The organism is Streptomyces sp. MBT53, assembly GCF_016654115.1.
Lineage (GTDB): Bacteria > Actinomycetota > Actinomycetes > Streptomycetales > Streptomycetaceae > Streptomyces.
In genome coordinates this window covers 1-18,069 of sequence record NZ_JAEQAZ010000070.1, presented here as the reverse complement: position 1 = coordinate 18,069, position 18,069 = coordinate 1, and the positions used below count along the sequence as shown (strand labels likewise).

Sequence of the window (18,069 nt, the reverse complement as noted above, 5' to 3'; positions counted from 1 at the left end):
TTGCTTGCGTTCTTACGGCGCGGGCCAGACGAGCTTGTCGCCGCTGTAGACGTCCTTGACGAACGAGGTGTCGAACCACGCCTCGGCCTTGGCGGCGGTGACACTGCTCGGCACGATCTTGAACTGGTGCAGCATGGCGACGAGTTGGGTGACGTTGTCGGTGTCGATGCCACCGAGCGGCTGTCCGGGCGTCGGGTTCTCCTTGACGACCTGTGTCTCGGTCTTCCAGATCGTCGCGTTGAGCTTCTTGTCGTACGTCGGGCCGGACAACTTGGCCGCGTAGCCGACGCATTCGGTGATGTGCGCCTCGCCGGCGGAGCAGTACGCGTACGCGTGCAGGGCGGCGCGCAGGATGTCCTCGACGGCGTGCGGATGCGCCTTGGCGAACGCGGGGTTGACCGCCATCGCGCCGATGGAACTGGGGATCTTGTAGTCGACCGGCTTCCACACGGTGACGTCCTTGCCGGCCGCCTTGAGCTGGTTGGGCTCGTTGGAGATGAACCCGGTGAGCGCTTCGAGACCGCCCTGCTTCCGCGGCAGCACGGAGGGGTCGTAGCCCTCCTTGACCAGCTTGAGCGAGTCCCACTTGACGCCGGCCTTGACCAGCATCGCCTCGACGGCGGCGGGCACGTACCCCTTGTGGCCCACGACCTTGCCGTCGAGCTGGGTCAGGTCGGTGATGTCCTTGTTGGTCATCAGGATGTCGAGCCCGGCGTTCGAGTACGAGGAAATCCCCTTGATGTCGATGCCGTTGGCCTGCGCCTGGATCAGGTCCTGCTCGGAGATCGCGGACACGGTGGCCTGTCCACCGGCGAGCAGCTTGGTGTTCTGCGCGGTGTCACCACTGCCGGGCTTGAGGTCGACGGTGAGGCAAAGGTCCTTGAAATAGCCCAACTTGGCGGCGGCGATGTACTCAAGGATCGAGACGGAGGACTGGAACTGGTACCCGGAGAGATACGTGATCTTCCCGGCGGCCTTGTTCTCGGCACAACGCTTCGCGGATATCGCGGAACCGGCGGCACCGGCGGAGGTGCTGTCACTCGAACCGGAACCACATCCGGCGACGCCGAGTGTCAGTACGGCGACAACGACGGCGGATCTGGTGAGGCGTTGACGGGACATGGGTGACTCCAAACTGGCGTAAACGCCGGTGAGTTAAGCGCCCCGAAAGGGGCGCGGGGAACTGCGCGACCAGCCCCCACCGGCCCGCAGACGAAAGAACCGCGCCTCAGTTCACGCTGTCGTGCCAATGCAGCACACGACGCTCGACAACAGTCACGGCAAGCAGCAACAGCACGCCCATCACGGCAAGGACAAGGATCGAGGCGTACACAACGGGGAGTTGATTCATCGAGGAGGCCACACTGATCGCGGTGCCAAGACCCCCCGTGGACCCGGACGCCGACATCTCGGCGACAACCGCCCCGATGATCGACAGCGGAAAGACGATCCGCAGCGCGGCAAAGAGATACGGCAGCGCATTCGGAACACGCACATGCCACAACAGCTCGACCCGACTCGCGTCCATCGTCCGGTAGACCTGCAACACCTGCTGCGGCACGGACCGCAGCCCCGTCGCCGTGTTGATGAGGATCGGGAAGAAACAAATCAGCCCGGTGATGATCAGCTTGGGCATCGGCCCGAACCCGAACGCGACAACCAGAGCCGGCGCGACCGCCACCAGCGGCGTGACGTTGAGGACGACCGCGATCGGCATCACCGCCCGCCGCACCAGCGGGAGTTCACTGGTCAGCACCGCGAGGACGAACGCGCCTACGAATCCCATCCCCAGCCCGGCCGTCGCCTCGCCGAGAGTGATGAGCGCGTTGTGAAGGTAGTAGCCGAAGTTCCCGGAGAGGGAACTGCCGACATCGGACAACGGCGGTAGCAGATAGGGAAGTTGATCGGATCCCCACTGCCACAGCCCGGCAAGAATCCCCAGCATCACGACGAGGGGCAGCCAGACGGCCGGCCGGATCCAGCCGATCCGGGACCTCGGGTGCTTGAGGCTGAAGCGGGACGGTTCAACGGACGACGGTGTTTCGCTCGCCGGTGCGGTGGTGCGTTCGTCGGCTACGGTCATGTCCTTCACGCCCCCACTCACGCGGCTTCGCTGTGCCAGGCGCGGCGCAGCCGTTCTCTCACCAGGTCCTCGTACTCGTGGAACCGCCGTTCCCCGAAGAGCCGTTCGCCGCGCGGCCGGGGCAGGTCGACGTCGATGCTCTCGACGATGCGGCCGGGGTTCGGCGCCATGACGACGACGGTGTCGGAGAGCCGTACGGCCTCGGACACGGAGTGGGTGACGAAGAGGACGGTCGTCCGCAACTCCTCCCACAGGTCGAGGAGTTGGTCCTGAAGGCTTTCGCGGGTGAACTCGTCGAGCGCCGAGAAGGGTTCGTCCATCACGAGCACGTCGGGTTGCAGGCCGAACGCCCGGACGATCGCGGCGCGTTGGCGCATGCCGCCGGAGAGCTGGGCCGGGAGTTTGTGCAGGGCGTCGCCGAGGCCGGCCTTGACGAGAAGTTCCTTCATGTCGGGGGCCGTTCGGCGTTCGGCGAAGTCGGCAATGCGTTCCCGGCGCCCGGCCGCGCCCCGGTTGATCTTCTGGGGCAGCGTGACGTTGCGCAGGACGGACAGCCAGGGCAGCAGTGCGGGGCTCTGTGGCACGAGTCCGATCAGCTTGGCCGCGCAGGCCTGTGCCGGTGTCACTCCGTGGACCAACACCTCGCCGCCGTCCGGCTGTTCGAGCCCGGCGACGAGCCGCAGCAGGGTCGACTTCCCGCAGCCGCTGGGGCCGATGAGACTGACGAAACGGCCCGACGGCACGGTCAGGTGGACGTCGTCGAGGGCGGTGGTCGCGGCGGACCCGAAGCCGTAGACCCGTCGTACGGACCGCAGTTGGAGTGCTGGCGTACCAGTCACCTTCACGCTCCCATCCATGTCGCGGGCACGAGTGCCCGATCCTGGAAGTCGGAGAGCGTGCGTGGCGAGTGCGACTGACTGCCACGCGGAAATCCGCTTAGGTGTCCCCGACCGTAGGAAGATTGTGTTTCGGTACGGGGCAGTTGACTGTTACGGGCGTTTTACGTCTGGCCGCGACAAGGGCCGCAGCGGGGCGACCGCGCTGCCGTCGTAGACGTGGATCTCGATCCCGAGGTCCGCCGCCGCGCGCGCCACCCAGCCGCCGAGGGCCTGCACGATCAGTTCGCTGACCAGGAGGACCGCGCGTTCCGCGGTGGGTACGGACTCGCGCAGCCAGAGCAGTTTGAACATGTCCGCCATGACCTTGTTGCGGTAGGCGGGCTTGTACGCACCCTGGTTGCCGACGAGTTGGACCAGGACGCGGCAGGCGGGGTCGATGCCCTCGACCTCGACGCGGCTGCCGTCGGGCAGCATCAGCGGTTTCGGGCGCAGCGGGGTGCCGAGCAGGTCGCCGAGCGCGAGCAGCATGCGGCGTTCGACGGAACCCTCGGCGAAGCGGCTCCACTCGGTGGGGGCGTCAAGGACGGTCAGGTGCACCCGCCGCATCCTAGGAAAGCCCCGTTTCCCCCGTGTTGCCTGCGCCGGACCACCCGGTCCGGCCCGCCGAACCCGCCCTCTTTGCCTGCCCTTTGGGCAACAGTGCCCTTCCTTTGAACAAGCTGTCCGTCCCGCGCGTACCTCCAGGCACTGGCCACGCGTCAACTTCTCCAACGACCAGTTGGTGTCCCCGGGAGGCTCCCTTGCGTCGTATCAACGGTACGGCTGTGCTCATCGCGGCCGTCGTCGCCACCACTGGCGCCCTCGTCTTCCCCGTGTGGTCGTACGCCGACCGTTCGGGTACCGGTCAGGCGAACGTGGCGGCGGGCACCGTGAACACCCAGTGGGGGCCGTTGACGGCCGCCGACCGGGATCTCATCGTGCGGGTGCGGCTGGCCGGGCTGTGGGAACTGCCCGCCGGACAGCAGGCGATCGAGCGGGCGCCCAGCCAGGCGATCAAGGAGGCCGGGGACCATCTCATCGTCGGCCACACCGACCTCGACAAGCGGGTGCGGATCGTCGCGGCCCAGCTCAATGTCGCGTTGCCGAACGTGCCGAACGAGCAACAGCAGGGCTGGCTGCAGGAGATGAGCGCGGCGACCGGCGCCGAGTACGAGTACAAGTTCGTCAACCTGCTGCGCGCCGCGCACGGCAAGATCTTCCCGGCCATCGGCGCCGTACGGAACAGCACGCGCAACACCCTCGTGCGACAGCTTGCCTCGGACACCAACCAGACCGTGCTGGACCACATCACCGTGCTGGAGAAGACCGGGCGGGTCGACTTCGACGCGATCGCCAACGGGGTCGCGAACGCCTCCACCGCCAGCCCGACCGGTCCCGCCGCGCCCGTACCCGGCCAGCCGGCGCCCTCGGCACCGGCCGCCGTGGCGAGCCCGAACATCGGCACCACCTCACGGCCGTCCCCGGGCGCGCCCGGAACGGTCAACACCGGGCGACCGGATCCGGTCGACTCGAACGGGGTGCTGGGCTAGCCGGCCGCGCCCCCGCCCCGAACCTCAAATGTTGCTCTGAAGGTGACCCGGCCGGGGTTCGGGGCCCGGCCCGGGGGCGATACCTCCGTCACACCGAACAGCGGTCCTGTGGAGTGGGTGGATTTCGGCGCGGACATCGAGGACGAGAACGGGACGGGGACGAGCGATGGAACGACTGGGGACGGGCATCGGATGGCGGCCGGAGATAGCGGACGCCGTGGAGCACCTGCCGGGCATCGACTGGGTCGAGGCCGTGGCCGAGAACCTCTGCCCCGGCCACCTCCCCGACTCGCTGCTACGGCTGCGCGAGCGCGGCGTGACCGTGATCCCGCACGGCGTCTCCCTCGGCCTCGGCGGCGCCGACCGGCCCGACGCGGACCGGCTGACGGCGCTCGCCGAGCGGGCCGAGGCCCTCGGCTCGCCGCTGGTCACCGAGCACATCGCGTTCGTCCGCGCGGGCGGCCCGCTGACCGCCTCCCCGCTCCTCGAAGCCGGCCATCTGCTGCCCGTGCCGCGCACCCGGGACGCCCTCGACGTGCTCTGCGAGAACATCCGCATCGCCCAGGACGCACTGCCCGTCCCCCTCGCGGTCGAGAACATCGCCGCGCTGCTCGCCTGGCCGGGCGAGGAGATGACCGAGGGCCAGTTCCTGTACGACCTGGCCGACCGCACCGGCGTACGCCTCCTCATCGACGTCGCCAACCTGCACACGAACCACGTCAACCGCGGCGAGGACCCGGCCAAGGCCCTCGCCGAACTGCCCGTCGAGGCCATCGCCTACGTCCATGTCGCGGGCGGCGTCGAACGCGACGGCGTCTGGCACGACAGCCACGCCCACCCCGTCCCCGCACCGGTCCTCGACATCCTCACCGACCTGGCGTCCCGCGTCTCCCCTCCGGGGGTCCTGCTGGAGCGCGACGACAACTTTCCCGAAGCGGCAGAACTGGAGCGGGAGTTGACGTCGATTCGCGGGGCGCTGGACAAGGGGCGCGTGCGGGGGCGGGCGCATGTCGTGGCTCCGACAACCGCGCTGCAAGCCTCGGCGCCGCAGGTCTCCACATCGACGGCCCCCGCCCGCCAGCGGCTCGCCCTCGCCCAGGCCGCCCTGCTCTCCGCGCTGGTCGCCGGTACTCCGGTGCCCGAGGGGTTCGACCGTGTGCGGCTCGGGGTGCAGGCGCGGGCGCTCGGGGCGAAGCGGGCCGACGTCGTGGCGAAGGTGGCTCCCGAGCTGCCGGAGATCCTCGGGGAGGCATACCGGCCGGCGTTCCTCGCGTACGCGCACACCCACCCGATGACCGGCGGCTACCGCCGCGACGCGCTGGACTTCGCCGGGCAGCTGCTGCTCTCGGGCGGGCCCGGGAACGCCGAGGTGAGGCGGGAGTTGCGGGCCTGGTGGCTGGAGCGCTCGGGACCGGCCCCGCGTTCGGCGCGGCCCGCCGTCCGGCTCGCCCGGGCCACCAGGCGGGTGCTGCTGCGCCGCTGACGGGTCGCGGAAGGGCCGGGAGGGGCCTTGGAAGGTGAGAGTGACTCCACAGTAATATTGCGGTTCCGCACGAGAAGCGCACTTACGTGCGGTGCCGTCACAGGAGGCACCCCATGCGACCGCGACCCCCCGTAAAGGGCCGAGGCATATTCAGTGGCACCGGCGTCATCGTCATGGGTCTGACCGCGACCCTGGCGGCGCTGGTCTTCCCGGTCTGGTCCTACGCCGACCGGTCCGGGCCGACCGCTGCCAACGTGCTCAGCGACCAGACCGTGGCCACGCAGTACGGGCCGTTGTCCGCGCTGGACCGGGACTTCGTCACGCGGGTGCGGCTGGCCGGGCTGTGGGAGCTGCCGGCCGGGCAGCAGGCCGAGGAGAAGGGCACCACCGCGGCCGTACGGACGGCGGGGCAGCATCTGATCGACGGCCACACGTTCCTGGACGAGCGGGTGCGGGACGTGGCCGCCAAGCTCGGGCTGCCGCTGCCGAACCAGCCCAACGCGCAGCAACAGCAGTGGCTCGCCACCCTGAACGCGGCATCGGGCGTGGACTTCGACCGCAAGTTCGCCAACATCCTGCGGCTCGCGCACGGCAAGGTGTTCACGGTGGTCGCCCAGGTCCGCGCCACCACCCAGAACTCCCTGGTCCGCGCCCTCGCCGACGACGCCAACACGACCGTCCTGGACCACATCAAGGTTCTGGAGGCCACCGGATACGTCGACTTCGCCGCGCTGGCCCGGGACATGGCCGCGAGCAGCACGCCCGCGCCCAGCAGTTCCGCCGTGGCCGACCCGGGTCAGGTCGTCCCGCTGGCCCCGTCGCTCTCCCCGACGTACTCGCTGCCGCCGCCCGCCTCCAGCCCGCCGCCGTCGGCACAGCCCTAGCCGTAGCGCTGTTTCGGCCGTGGTCTGTTTCCGGACAAGTGGAACGTCACATGCAGACAACGCTCCGTCCGGATTGTGAACAAGGCATGGCGTCCCGCTGGGCCTTTGGCATAGAAACTTGGCATGTTCTGGGTCCTTCTCCTGCTCATGGCCTGGGCCGTCGCCGGCACGGCGTGCACGCGGCTGTGCCTGGCCGCCGTCAGAGCGGCGGCCGTCGACGCGGACGACGCGGGCAAGGGACACGATCTGACGCTCTACGAGGCGGCGTTCCTGTCCGGCGGTCCCGCGCGGGTCGCCGATCTGACGCTGGTCTCCATGGCGCGCCAGCACCGGCTGCTGCTCGCCCACACCGGCTGGGCGACCGTCGTCGACCCGCGCGGCCGGGACCCCATCGAGCGCTCGGTGATAGGCGCCATCGGGCCCGAGGGACAGTCCCGGATCGCCCCGGTGCGGGCCACCGCGGCCGCCACGGACGCGGTCCGCGACGTCGCGGACCGGCTCGTCGACGCGGGTCTCGCCGTACCGGACGGCACCCGCACGACGGTCGCCTCCGGGGTACGGCAGGTGCGGGCCGCCGCGCTCGTCGTGCTGGTGCTGGGCGCGACCGCGCTGCTGACGCCGGGGGCCGAGATGCCGCGCGGGCTGGTCGCGCTCTGGTTCGCGCTGCCGCTGGCCCTGACGCTGAGCTGTCTGGCCATCGCCCGGGTCGAGGTGCACCCGTACTCGCACTGGGCCTCCCCCGCCGGTCAGCAGCTGCTCGGCACCCTGACCCGGTACGCAGGCGGCGGCGCCGACGACCGTACGTATCTGACGTCGGTGGCCGTACGGGGCATCCGCGCGGTCGGCGAACCGGATCTGCGGGCGGCCTTCGCGCACCGCGAGCAGTTCGACCTTTGGCGGCGCTGATCTCGGCGTGAGAGCGCGCCAGGGGGCGCACAGGGGTCATTGGGGCCGACACCGCCCGACGGTGCTTGCCTTCGCCAACCAGCGAACGAAACATCCCTTTTGTTGCAGCCGTGCTCCGAAGGGATACCGCCACCATGCGAGCCGCCGCCCTGTACTCGGCCGCCGGGTCCTTGCTCCTGACCACCCTCGTCGCCGCCCCGGCCACCGGAGCCCCGGACGCCGTCGAATCAGCCGGCACCGCGCTCGCCGCCGCGCACGCCCGCGCGCGCGGCATCGACTTCGGGAAGTGCCCGGACGCGGAGGACATGCCCGGCACCATGGAGTGCGGCACGGTCTCCGTCCCGCTCGACTACGCGCACCCCGACGGCAAACAGATCAAGCTGACCGTCGGCCGCGCCCGCGCCACCCACAAGGACCCGCACAACAGCAAGCGCAGAGTCCCCCGCCAGGGCTCCCTGGTCTACAACCCGGGCGGCCCCGGCGCCTCCGGCCTCTACTTCCCGCTGATCGGCATGCTCCCCGAGTGGAAGCGCATCGCGTCGGCCTACGACCTCGTCGGCTACGCCCCGCGCGGGGTCGACAAGTCGGCACCCCTGTCCTGCGAGGACCCCAAGCACTTCTTCAAGGCGCCCTCGCAGTCGCCGACCCACCCCTCGGAGTCGTACAAGAAGGAGCGCGTCGCGGAGGCCAAGACCTACGCGCGCGGCTGCGCCAAGCGCTCCGGCAGCAAGCTCCGCTTCTACAACTCCCTCAACAACGCCCGCGACCTGGACGTCCTGCGCGCCGCCCTCGGCGAGGACAAACTGACGTTCATGGGCGCGTCCTACGGCACGTACTTCGGGGCGCTGTACGCGACGCTGTTCCCCTCGCACGTACGGCGGATGGTGTTCGACTCGGCGGTGAACCCGGACCCCGAGCAGGTCTGGTACCGCAACAACCTCGACCAGTCGGCCGCGTTCGAGGGCCGCTGGGCGGACTACCGGGAGTGGATCGCCCGGTACGACGACGTGTACGGGCTCGGCGACACGGCCGCGAAGGTGCTGCGCAGCTACGAGAAGGCCTCGGCGCGGCTCGCGGAGAAGCCGGCGGGCGGCAAGGTGGGGCCAGCGCAGTTGCAGGGCGCGTTTCTGTCGGCCGGGTACTACGACGACTACTGGCCGCACACCGCGGCGGCGCTGTCGGCCTACCTGAAGGGCGACCCCAAGCTGCTGGTGCAGCAGGCGGGGCCGACACCTCAGGCGGCCGTCGAGGCGGAGAACGGCAACGCGGTGTACACGGCCGTCGAGTGCAACGACGCGCCGTGGCCCACCGAGTGGAGTGTGTGGGACCGGGACAACACGCGGCTCGCGCGCGTGGCACCGTTCGAGACGTGGGACAACGTGTGGATGAACCTGCCCTGCGCGTATTGGCCCGCGCCGCGTCAGCAGGCCCTCGATGTGCGGACGGGGCCTGGTGAACTCCCGCCGGTGCTGATCTTGGCGGCCGAGCGGGATGCGGCCACTCCGTATGACGGCGCTCTCGAACTGCAACGGCGGTTGTCCGACTCGGTGTTGGTGACCGAACGGGATGCCGGGACTCATGGGATCGCGGGTGGGGCCAACAAGTGCGTCAACGGGTATCTCGACGCTTATTTGCTGGAGGGGCAGCTGCCTGAGCGGCATGCTGCGTGTGCGCCGCATGCTGCGCCGAAGGCTGCGCGACCGGGTAGTCGGTAGACCGCGGCCCGGTGGGGGCTGGTCGCGCACACGCGGCGGAGCCGCATATCGACACAGCCCCGCGCCCCTGAAAGACAAAGACGCTACGCCAGGCCTGCTACCAAGTCCCCGATGTCCTTGCGGCGACCCGTGTAGAACGGGACCTCCTCGCGGACGTGCATGCGGGCCTCCGACGCGCGCAGGTGGCGCATGAGGTCGACGATTCGGTACAGCTCGTCGGCCTCGAAGGCCAGGAGCCATTCGTAGTCGCCCAGCGAGAAGGAGGCGACCGTGTTGGCGCGCACGTCCGGGTAGCCGCGGGCCATCTTGCCGTGGTCGGCGAGCATGCGGCGGCGGTCCTCGTCGGGGAGCAGGTACCAGTCGTACGAGCGCACGAACGGGTACACGCTGATGTAGTTGCGCGGGGTCTCGTCGGCCAGGAAGGCCGGGATGTGCGAGCGGTTGAACTCGGCGGGGCGGTGCAGCGCCATGTTCGACCAGACCGGCTCCAGGGCGCGGCCGAGCTTCGTGCGGCGGAAGAGGTTGTACGCCTCCTGGAGCTGGTCGGCGGTCTCGGCGTGCCACCAGATCATGAGGTCGGCGTCGGCGCGCAGACCCGACACGTCGTACGTGCCGCGGACGGTCACGTCCTTCGCGGCGAGCTGGTCGAACAGCTCCTGGACCTCGTCGGCGTATCCGGCGCGGTCCTCGGGCAGTACGTCCTTCAGCTTGAAGACGGACCACAGGGTGTAGCGGATGACCTCGTTGAGGTCCTTGGCCAGCTTGCCCTTGTTCGGGACACGGCCGGACTCGGTGGTGGGGGCGTCGTCGCTCATGGGGCTATTCTCCCGCTCCGCCGGACGCGCTCGGCACCGGGTCGCCGGTCAGCCGCTCCACGGCCGCGTACGCGCTCGCGATGGTCGCCGGGATGCCGACTCCGTCGTAGGCCGCGCCGCACACGGCGAGACCGGGCAGCTTGGCGACGTGTTCGCGGACGCGGGCCACGCGCGCGTGGTGGCCGACCGGGTACTGGGGCAGGCCGTCGGTCCAGCGGGTGACCCGGGTCTCCAGGGGCGTGGCGTCGAGGCCGGTGGCCTCGCGCAGGTCGTGGCGCGACACGTCGACCAGGCCGGTGTCGTCCCGGTCCAGGATCGCCGTCTCGCCGTAGCGGCCGACCGAGGTGCGCAGGATCAGTACGTCCGGGTTCTCGTCGGCGATCCAGCCCCATTTCTGGGAGGCGAAGGTGGATGCCTTGATGGTGCGGCCGTCGACCGGCGGCACCAAGAAGCCGCTGCCTTCGGGGAGTTCGACGTCCGCGCGGCGGTAGGCGAGGGTGACCAGGGCCATCGAGGCGTACTCCACGGCGGTCAACTCGGCGGCGGCGCCGGGTACTTCGGCCCGCAGCAGGTGTGCGGCGATCGGTGCGGGTACGGCGACGATCACTCCGTCGGCTTCCAGCACCCGGTCTCCGGCGACGACCCGCCAGCCGGCCGCTCCGCTCCGGCGCAGCTCCGTCACCGGTGTGCCGGTGAGGATCTCGGCGCCCCGCGCGCGGGCCGACTCCGCGACGGCGAGCGGGAGTTGGCCCACTCCGCCCTCGATGCCCATGAAGACCGGGCCGGTCTGCTGTGCGGCGGCGGCACGCTCCTGGATGCCCCGGACCGCCTCGGTGAGGGAGTCGTGCTGCTTCGCCGCCTGGAAGAGCTGGGGGACGGCGGAGCGCATCGAGATGCGGTACGCGTCGCCCGCGTAGACCCCGCCCAGGAGGGGTTCGACAAGGCGGTCGACGACCTCTCGGCCGAGGCGGGCCGCCACGTACTCGCCGACCGCCACGTCCTCGCCGACCTCCGTGCGGGGCAGGTCGGCGTCGCGCTCGATGCGGTGCAGGCCCTCGTCGGACAGGACCCCGGAGAGGGCGGAGGCGGTGCCGGGGACGCCCATGACGTGGCCCTTGGGCATCGGGCGCAGCGCACCCCGGGTCCAGAGCGAGGCGGTGGCGGTGGCGGGCGACTGGAGGCGGTCGGTGAGGCCGACCTCGCGGGCGAGCGCGACGGCCTCGGGGCGGCGGGCCAGCATCGACTCGGCGCCGAGGTCCACGCGGGCGCCGGCGATCTCGCCGGGCAGCAGCTTGCCGCCGACCCGGTCCGCGGCCTCGACGACCGTCACGCGCACGCCTCTGTCCAGCAGCCGGTGTGCGGCGGCCAGCCCACCGATCCCGGCGCCGATGACGACGACATGCCCTGTGCCCGTACGAGTCTCCACTTCGCGCATGCCCCCAGCCTCTCAGACCCCACTGACAGTCCGACTCCGGCCCGGTGTCCGCCGTGAGTCCCGACCGTGACCTCATCGGAATCGCCGGAGGCCAACGTCCCGGCCGGTCCCGGCGTCGAAGGAGCGTCAGTCGTCACGACGAACCTCGGGGGTACCGACCCATGCGCACACGACACTCCGTCCGGCCCGTCCAGGCCCTGGCCGGGCTCCTGCTGGCCTCTGCCCTCGCGCTGACCGGGTGCAGCGGCAGCTCGGACAAGGCGACCTCCGCCAGCGACGCCGGTGCGGGCGCCAAGGCCGCGGTTCCGGGCACCGCTCAGCAGGAGGGCGCCTCGGGCAGCGGCAACGCCCGGAACACCAAGTCCCTACCGAAGCTCACCGCGAGCAGCATCATCCGTACGGCCTCGCTGTCCGTGCGGGTCAAGGACGTACCGAAGGCGCTCGACGAGGCCCGCACCACGACCGAGAACGCGGGCGGGTTCGTCGGCAACGAGACGACCACCCGCGACGGACAGGGCCACGAGCGCACCCGGGTCGTGTTGCGGGTGCCCACCGACAAGTACGACGAGGTTCTCGCTGACCTGGAGGGCGCGGGCAAGCTGCTCGACCGGACCGCGAAGGCGCAGGACGTCACCGACCAGGTCGTGGACGTGGAGAGCCGCATCACCTCGCAGCGGGCCAGCGTGGCACGCGTGCGTGAACTGATGGACCGGGCCACCAAGTTGAGCGACGTGGTGGAGCTGGAGGGTGAGCTGAGCACCCGCGAGTCCGACCTGGAGGCCCTGCTCGCGCAACAGGCCTCTCTGAAGGACCGCACCAGCCTGGCCACCATCACGCTGTCCCTGTCGCAGACCCCGGTGGCGAAGGCCGCCGCCAAGGACGACTCCCCGGGCTTCGTGGACGCCGTGGCGGGCGGCTGGCACGTCTTCGTGACGATGCTGCGCTGGATCGCCCTGGCGCTGGGCGCGGTGCTGCCGTTCGCGGCGGTGGCGGCGCTGCTGGTCGTCGTGTGGCTGCGGCTCGTACGGCCGCGTCGGGCGGCTGCGGTCCCCGTGGCCACCGCGGTGGGTCCGCTGCCGGCCGCCCCGCCGGTGCGCGAGGAGGAGCAGGGCGGACAGGACTGAAATCATCGGTCCCCGTAGCGTGTTCGCATGGACATGAGCCGTGCGAGGGGTACCCGGGAACGACTGGTCGTCATCGGCGGTGACGCCGCGGGCATGTCCGCGGCGTCACAGGCGCGCCGCCTCAAGGGGCCGGACGAGCTGGAGATCGTGGCGTTCGAGCGGGGTCACTTCACCTCGTACTCGGCGTGCGGGATCCCGTACTGGGTGGGCGGTGACGTGTCCGCTCCGGAGGAACTGATCGCCCGTACCCCGGAGGAGCACCGGGCGCGGGACATCGACCTGCGCATGCGTACCGAGGTCGTGGAGCTGGACGTCGCGGGCGGGCGGGTACGCGCGCGGGATGTCGATTCGGGGGCCGAGTCCTGGACGTCGTACGACAAGCTCGTGATCGGGACCGGGGCGCGGCCGGTCCGTCCGGACATGCCCGGTGTCGACGCCCCCGGAGTGCACGGGGTGCAGACGCTCGACGACGGGCAGGCGCTGCTCGATTCGCTGGCACGCACGCGTGGGCGTCGCGCCGTGGTGATCGGGGCCGGGTACATCGGGGTGGAGATGGCGGAGGCGTTCGTCAACCGCGGGTATGACGTGACCGTCGTCAACAGGGGCAAGGAGCCGATGGCGACGCTCGACCCGGACATGGGGCGTCTGGTGCACAAGGCGATGGAGGGCCTGGGCATCACCATGGTCAACGACGTCCGGGTGACCGAGCTGCGCACCGGGGACGACGGGCGGGTGCGGGCCGTGGTCACGGAGGACGCGGAGTTTCCGGCGGACGTGGTGGTGCTGGGGATCGGGGTGCGGCCCGAGACGACCCTCGCCGAGGCGGCCGGGCTGCCCCTGGGACAGCACCACGGGCTGCTCACCGACATGGCGATGCGGGTGCGCGGGCACGAGAACATCTGGGCCGGGGGCGACTGTGTGGAGGTGCTCGACCTGGTCTCCGGGCAGGAACGGCACATCGCCCTGGGGACGCATGCCAACAAGCACGGGCAGGTCATCGGCACCAATGTGGGCGGCGGTTACGCGACCTTCCCTGGGGTGGTCGGTACGGCCGTGAGCAAGGTGTGCGATCTGGAGATCGCGCGCACCGGGCTGCGGGAGAAGGACGCTCACCGCGCGGGGCTGCGGTTCGAGGCGGTCACCATCGAGTCGACCAGCCGCGCGGGCTACTACCCCGAGGCCTCCCTGATGACGGTGAAGATGCTCGCCGAGCGTCGTACCGGCCGTCTCCTGGGCGTGCAGATCGTCGGCCGGGAGGGCGCCGCGAAGCGTGTCGACATCGCGGCGGTCGCCCTCACGGCACGTATGACGGTGGAACAGATGACGGCCCTGGACCTGGGGTACGCGCCGCCGTTCTCCCCCGTGTGGGACCCGGTCCTGGTGGCGGCCCGAAAGGCGACCGCCAAGGTCCAGGCAGGCCTGCGGTAAAGCGTTTACGCCGTGCCGTTGATGCGGTCTATGGCCTGGCGTGCCTGCTCGGCCGGCGGCCTGGCCGGCAGCGAGGACACCGACGCGCTCGGCGGCATCATCGCGGCGGGCTGCGCCGCCGCAGGCTTCGCGTGGGCGCCCAGGGCCGTGGAGCGCAGCCTGTTGCTCACCGCCTCGTCCAGGGTCACCGGCCGCTGCATCTGCGCGGCGAGGCGGCCCGCTTCCTGGCCGAGCTTGGCGACGTCCTCCCAGGGGAGGCGCACCACCAGGGAGATCTCTGCCTCGCCGTCGGGCGTGGCGGTCATCTGAGGGGAAATCCGGTCGTTCATCGCCTGTTCCTCACGTCGTCCCCGCGACACGCCTTCCCCGCACCGCGGGCGGTTGAGGAGTCATACGCACAGGCGGACGGCGGTGTTCACCGGTTCGCCGCGCGGATCGGGGGCACTAATCCCTTGTGGTCATCCCCGTCCATGACGTGAACCCGGTGCGCCGCACCCCTTGGGTGACGTACGCGCTCATCGCCGCGAACGTGCTCGTCTTCCTGGCCACGCCCGGAATGGCGGGTTCCGTGGCGGGTGGCAGCGACCTCTCGCAGCTGTGCCATCTCCAGGCGTTCCTGGACCACTACGCGGCCGTACCAAGGGAGTTGATCCACCATCAGATGCCGCAGCTGGTCCCGACCGGTGCCGTGCAGAACGGCCCGGGGGGCGCCGGTTGCGCGGTCGCGCCGCCGGGCTACGACAAGTCGGCGCCCCTGAGCGTGTTCACCGCGATGTTCCTGCACGGCAGCTGGATCCACCTGCTGGGCAACATGCTGTTCCTGATGATCTTCGGCAACAACGTCGAGGACCGCATGGGTCACATCCGCTTCACGCTCTTCTACGTGGTGTGCGGTTACGCGGCGGGCTACGGTTTCGCGCTGCTCAACGCCGACTCGGGCGATCCGCTGATCGGTGCCTCCGGGGCGATCGCCGGTGTCCTGGGCGCCTATCTGGTGCTGTACGCGAAAGCCAGGGTGTGGGTCCTGGTGCCGTTCCTGTTCTTCCTGCCGCTGCGCCTGCCGGCCTGGCTGGTGCTGGGCTTCTGGTTCGTGCTCCAGGCGTTCTACTCGTCCGGCGAGGGCGTCTCCGAGGCGGGCACCGTCGCGTACTCGGCGCATGTCGTCGGGTTCCTGGTCGGCATGCTGCTGGCCTGGCCGCTCAAGGCGGGCACTCCCCCGCCGCCGGAACCGCGCGGCCTGCTGTTCGGCAGGCGGGCGCGGCCCCGGCACACGTGGTGAGCGCGTCTATCGGGCCGTCTCGGTGTGGACGAACTCGGTGAGCCGGGTGAGCGCGTCCGGGTCGGTGGACGGCATCACACCGTGCCCGAGGTTGAAGATGTGGCCCTCCAGGTTCTTCGCGTCCTCGAGAACCTCGCGGGTCTTCGCCTCTACGGCCGACGTGGGGGCGAACAGGACGGCCGGGTCGAGGTTGCCCTGGAGCGCCTTGCCGGGGCCGACCCGGCGGGCGGCCTCGTCCAGCGCGACGCGGTAGTCGACGCCGACGACGTCCGCGCCGGCCTCGCCCATGAGCTGCAGCAGCTCGCCCGTACCGACGCCGAAGTGGATGCGCGGGACGCCGTAGCCCTCGACCGCCTTGAGGACCTTCGCGGAGGCGGGGAGGACCGAGCGGCGGTAGTCGGCGGGGGCGAGGGCGCCGGCCCAGGAGTCGAAGAGCTGGACGGCGCTGGCGCCCGCCTCGATCTGGACCTTGAGGAAGGCGGCCGTGATCTCGGCGAGGCGGTCGAGGAGGTCGGCCCACAGCTCGGGGTCGCCGTACATGATCGCCTTGGCGTTCTCGTACGTGCGGGACGGGCCGCCCTCGACTAGGTAGCTCGCGAGGGTGAACGGCGCGCCGGCGAAGCCGATGAGGGGGGTGGGGCCGAGCTCGGCGGTCAGCAGGCCGATGGCCTCGGTGACGTAGGAGACGTCGTCGGGGGTGAGGTCGCGGAGCCGGGCCAGGTCGGCGCGGGTGCGGATCGGCTTCTCGACGACCGGGCCGACGCCGGGCTTGATGTCGAGGTCGATGCCGATGGCCTTGAGCGGGACGACGATGTCGCTGAAGTAGACCGCCGCGTCCACGCCGTGTCTGCGCACCGGCTGGAGGGTGATCTCGGCGACCAGCTCGGGCCGCGTGCAGGACTCCAGCATGGGGACGCCCTCGCGCACCTTGTGGTACTCCGGCAGCGAGCGCCCGGCCTGCCGCATGAACCACACGGGTGTGTGCGGTACGGGCTCGCGCCTGCACGCCTTCATGAAGGCGGAGTCGTAAGTGGCGGTCGGCTGCTGGCCCGTGGGGCTCTGGTTGACACTCACGGGGGCAAGTCTCGCACGGCCCCGGAAGGCGATTGCACGGTGTGCGAGACGCAAGAGCGGGTGTCTAGTCCCGCACGATGCCTCCGTTCCCCTTAATCTTCCCGCATGGCTGCGGCTCAGGGACGACTGTCGGACGGCGCTGACGGAATGGACGACTCCAAGGAGGGGGACCGGGATGGGGGCGGTACGGCACCGCCGGCTTTCCAGGCCGCGGTCCAGGCCCTGCGGAACAGTCGGCTGCGACCGCAGATCGAGATCGACCCGACGCCGGCGCCACAGCGCCTGGCCCCCTACGCGTACGCGCTGGAGGCCGCGGTCGTCGACGGCGACCAGGATCTCGCCGACGGCCGGCTGGTGCTGTTGCACGACCCGGCCGGGCACGACGCCTGGCACGGCACGTTCCGGCTGGTGACGCTGGTGCGGGCGGAGCTGGAGCCGGAGATGGCGGCGGATCCGCTGCTGCCCGACGTGTGCTGGTCATGGCTGACCGGCGCGCTCCAGACCCGCGGACTGACCTATGGCGAGCCGAGCGGCACCGTCACCCGGGCCAGCTCCCACTACTTCGGCGGGCTCTCCGAGCGTCCGTCGGCCTCCCAGATCGAGATCCGCGCCTCGTGGACGCCCCGCGAGGGGCTCGGCGGCGTCCCGGACACGGCTGCGCATCTGGCCTCCTGGTGCGATCTGCTGGCCCAGGTCGCGGGCCTGCCGCCGGCGGGTCCTGGCGACGCGTCCATCGTCACGCTGCCGCAGCGCCGGGGTCCGCAGTCACGCTGAGCCTTACCCGAGGCACACCGAGGTCTTACCCGTCGCTTGCGGTGTCTTTGTCGATACGGCCACTTTCAATCACGAGTGACCCCTCGAACGAACCGTTTCGTTCACCGAACGATCGACAGCGTGTCCGAATTGCACTGATTGCTACTCACTAAATCGTGATCTTTCTCTAAAGGACCGCGGGTTTGGTGCCGAAGACGACTGTGACCTTGAAAGTCGTCCCGCACCCCAGGAGGCCTGGTGTCCGTTCTTCTTGAGCAGCCCGCAAGCCTGGTCGCCTACCGCCCGAACAAGCCGACCGCCATGGTGGTCGTGGCCGACCCGCGCGTCCGCTCCACCGTCACCCGCCACCTGTGGGCGCTCGGTGTGCGCGACGTCATCGAGGCCTCGTCCGTCGCGGAGGCTCGTCCCCGCATCGGCAACCCCCGCGACATCTGCGTGGCAGACGTCCACCTTCCCGACGGCTCCGGACTCACCCTGCTCTCCGAGACCCGAGCCGCAGGCTGGCCCAACGGCCTGGCCCTGTCCGCCGCCGACGACATCGGTGCCGTGCGCAACGCCCTCGCGGGCGGAGTCAAGGGCTACGTCGTCACCGGCACCCGTACGAACGTCGGGCTCCCCACCCGACCCGGCGCCGCCCCCAT

The 18,069-nt window shown here is 70.5% G+C and carries 18 protein-coding genes; 10 read left to right on the top strand and 8 right to left on the bottom strand.

Going from position 1 to position 18,069, the window contains the following annotated elements; genetic code table 11:
* Positions 1–12 precede the first annotated feature (12 nt).
* From JHN45_RS24985 to JHN45_RS24970, 4 genes are all read right to left on the bottom strand, one after another.
* Entirely contained in the window at positions 13–1,122 is a 1,110-nt protein-coding gene (locus JHN45_RS24985; protein WP_201050716.1) for an ABC transporter substrate-binding protein, read from the bottom strand.
* A gap of 106 nt (positions 1,123–1,228) precedes the next feature.
* Positions 1,229–2,083 (bottom strand): ABC transporter permease, encoded by an 855-nt coding sequence (locus JHN45_RS24980; protein ID WP_236584068.1) that lies wholly within the window; start codon positions 2,081–2,083, stop codon positions 1,229–1,231.
* 17 nt (positions 2,084–2,100) lie between these two features.
* The gene (locus JHN45_RS24975; RefSeq protein ID WP_307783189.1) at positions 2,101–2,922 is read right to left on the bottom strand and encodes an ABC transporter ATP-binding protein; all 822 of its coding nucleotides are present in this window, start codon (positions 2,920–2,922) and stop codon (positions 2,101–2,103) included.
* Between the two features lie 150 nt (positions 2,923–3,072).
* Positions 3,073–3,528: a hypothetical protein gene (locus JHN45_RS24970; RefSeq protein WP_200715869.1), complete on the bottom strand. Its 456-nt coding sequence runs from the start codon at positions 3,526–3,528 to the stop codon at positions 3,073–3,075.
* Between the two features lie 194 nt (positions 3,529–3,722).
* Here JHN45_RS24970 and JHN45_RS24965 point away from each other — a divergent pair, with 194 nt between their 5' ends.
* From JHN45_RS24965 to JHN45_RS24945, 5 genes are all read left to right on the top strand, one after another.
* Positions 3,723–4,511 carry a DUF4142 domain-containing protein gene (locus tag JHN45_RS24965; RefSeq protein WP_201050714.1) on the top strand — a complete coding sequence of 263 codons (789 nt, stop codon included), beginning with the start codon at positions 3,723–3,725 and terminating at the stop codon, positions 4,509–4,511.
* 166 nt (positions 4,512–4,677) lie between these two features.
* The gene (locus JHN45_RS24960; RefSeq protein ID WP_201050713.1) at positions 4,678–5,994 is read left to right on the top strand and encodes a DUF692 domain-containing protein; all 1,317 of its coding nucleotides are present in this window, start codon (positions 4,678–4,680) and stop codon (positions 5,992–5,994) included.
* Positions 5,995–6,107: 113 nt separating this feature from the next.
* The gene (locus JHN45_RS24955) at positions 6,108–6,878 is read left to right on the top strand and encodes a DUF4142 domain-containing protein (RefSeq protein WP_201050712.1); all 771 of its coding nucleotides are present in this window, start codon (positions 6,108–6,110) and stop codon (positions 6,876–6,878) included.
* Positions 6,879–7,001: 123 nt separating this feature from the next.
* Positions 7,002–7,784 carry a TIGR04222 domain-containing membrane protein gene (locus JHN45_RS24950; protein WP_201050711.1) on the top strand — a complete coding sequence of 261 codons (783 nt, stop codon included), beginning with the start codon at positions 7,002–7,004 and terminating at the stop codon, positions 7,782–7,784.
* A gap of 134 nt (positions 7,785–7,918) precedes the next feature.
* Positions 7,919–9,499 carry an alpha/beta hydrolase gene (locus tag JHN45_RS24945; protein ID WP_201050710.1) on the top strand — a complete coding sequence of 527 codons (1,581 nt, stop codon included), beginning with the start codon at positions 7,919–7,921 and terminating at the stop codon, positions 9,497–9,499.
* Between the two features lie 83 nt (positions 9,500–9,582).
* Here JHN45_RS24945 and hemQ read toward each other — a convergent pair whose 3' ends face one another.
* Both hemQ and hemG read right to left on the bottom strand, forming a co-directional pair.
* Positions 9,583–10,314, bottom strand: coding sequence for a hydrogen peroxide-dependent heme synthase (gene hemQ / locus JHN45_RS24940; RefSeq protein WP_201050709.1), 732 nt, complete (start codon positions 10,312–10,314; stop codon positions 9,583–9,585).
* Between the two features lie 4 nt (positions 10,315–10,318).
* Complete coding sequence (gene hemG, locus JHN45_RS24935) at positions 10,319–11,749, bottom strand: protoporphyrinogen oxidase (protein WP_201050708.1); 1,431 nt, start codon at positions 11,747–11,749, stop codon at positions 10,319–10,321.
* 161 nt (positions 11,750–11,910) lie between these two features.
* Between hemG and JHN45_RS24930 the strand changes: the two genes are divergently transcribed.
* Positions 11,911–12,873: a DUF4349 domain-containing protein gene (locus JHN45_RS24930; protein WP_201050707.1), complete on the top strand. Its 963-nt coding sequence runs from the start codon at positions 11,911–11,913 to the stop codon at positions 12,871–12,873.
* Positions 12,874–12,900: 27 nt separating this feature from the next.
* Positions 12,901–14,301: an FAD-dependent oxidoreductase gene (locus tag JHN45_RS24925; protein ID WP_201050706.1), complete on the top strand. Its 1,401-nt coding sequence runs from the start codon at positions 12,901–12,903 to the stop codon at positions 14,299–14,301.
* Between the two features lie 5 nt (positions 14,302–14,306).
* Here the strand turns inward: JHN45_RS24925 and JHN45_RS24920 are convergent, their stop codons facing one another.
* Positions 14,307–14,630, bottom strand: coding sequence for a hypothetical protein (locus tag JHN45_RS24920; protein WP_200716074.1), 324 nt, complete (start codon positions 14,628–14,630; stop codon positions 14,307–14,309).
* 125 nt (positions 14,631–14,755) lie between these two features.
* Between JHN45_RS24920 and JHN45_RS24915 the strand changes: the two genes are divergently transcribed.
* Positions 14,756–15,580, top strand: a complete 825-nt coding sequence (locus JHN45_RS24915) for a rhomboid family intramembrane serine protease (protein ID WP_200716075.1) — start codon at positions 14,756–14,758, stop codon at positions 15,578–15,580.
* Positions 15,581–15,586: 6 nt separating this feature from the next.
* Here JHN45_RS24915 and hemE read toward each other — a convergent pair whose 3' ends face one another.
* The gene (gene hemE / locus JHN45_RS24910) at positions 15,587–16,654 is read right to left on the bottom strand and encodes a uroporphyrinogen decarboxylase (protein WP_200716076.1); all 1,068 of its coding nucleotides are present in this window, start codon (positions 16,652–16,654) and stop codon (positions 15,587–15,589) included.
* A gap of 105 nt (positions 16,655–16,759) precedes the next feature.
* Between hemE and JHN45_RS24905 the strand changes: the two genes are divergently transcribed.
* Entirely contained in the window at positions 16,760–17,428 is a 669-nt protein-coding gene (locus tag JHN45_RS24905) for a DUF3000 domain-containing protein (RefSeq protein WP_201050705.1), read from the top strand.
* 237 nt (positions 17,429–17,665) lie between these two features.
* Positions 17,666–18,069: response regulator (locus JHN45_RS24900; RefSeq protein WP_201050704.1), on the top strand; the 404-nt coding region annotated here is incomplete at its 3' end.